The following is a 1220-nucleotide window of genomic DNA, read 5'->3' on the forward strand; positions in this document are numbered from 1 at the left end:
CCGGCGCCACCACGGGCCCGGTGACGGTGACCACGCCCGGCGGGACCAGCAACAGCCTGGCCTTCACCGTCACCATCCCGGCCTCCACCATCACGGCCCTGAGCCCGACCAGCGGGCCGGTGGGCACCACGGTCATCATCACCGGCACCAATCTGGCCGGAGCTACGGGCTTGACGTTTAACGGCGTAAGCGCGGCCTTCACGGTGAACTCGGCCACCCAACTCACCACCAGCGTACCCGTTGGCGCCACCACCGGCAGCGTGGTGGTGACAACACCTGCCGGGCCCAGCAACGGCCTGCTGTTCACGGTGGTGCCGCCGGCACCCACGCTCACCGGTATTTCGCCCGGCAGCTCGCCGGTGGGCACCACGGTCATCATCACCGGCACCAACCTGACGGGCGCCACGGCGGTGAATTTCAACGGCACCAGCGCCACATTCACGGTGAATTCGGCTACGCAGATTACGGCCCTGGTGCCCACCGGCGCCACCAGCGGACCCGTGACGGTGGCCACGCCCGGCGGCCTGAGCAACGCCATCAGCTTCACGGTGGCCATTCCAACCTCGACGCTTGCCACGCTCAGCCCCAGCAGCGGCCCCATTGGCACCACGGTGGTGATTACGGGCACTAACTTCACGGGCGTGGGGTCGGTGACGTTCAACGGCGTGAGCGCGCCGTTCACGCTCAACTCCTCCACCCAGATTACGACCGTGGTGCCGGTAGGCGCCACCTATGGCCCGGTGGTGGTGACGGTGACGGGCAGCAGCAACGGCCTGCTGTTTACCGTGATTCCGCCGCTGCCGGTCATCAGCAGCTTCTCGCCGCTGGGCGGGCCGGTGGGCACGCTGGTCACCATTACGGGCAGCGAGTTTGCGGGCACCACGGCGGTGGCCTTTAATGGGGTGTCGGCGTTATTCACGTTTGTGTCGGGCACCCAGCTCACGGCTACGGTGCCGGCCGGGGCCACCACCGGGCCCATTACCGTGACCACGGCCGGCGGCACGGGCAGCAGCACCACACCTTTCACGGTGCTCACGCCCACGCTGCCCAGCCTCACGGTGAGCTCACCGCAGACGATTCCGCCCGGCGACTACAACAACATCGACATCACCGGCACCGGCACCGGTACCCTGGGCGGGGCCGTGACCGTGGCCGGAGCCTTCACGGTAGCCCCGGGCGGCGTGTTCGACGACGGCTGCCAGCTGCTGACCGGCGCGGGC

The 1220-nt window shown here is 68.8% G+C and carries 1 protein-coding gene; it reads left to right on the forward strand.

The features are described 5' to 3' along the window. Positions 1-1220 (forward strand): IPT/TIG domain-containing protein (locus ACYVDE_RS23380; protein ID WP_460503929.1); only part of this gene is annotated, 1220 nt, incomplete at both ends.

This window comes from Hymenobacter agri (assembly GCF_054778495.1).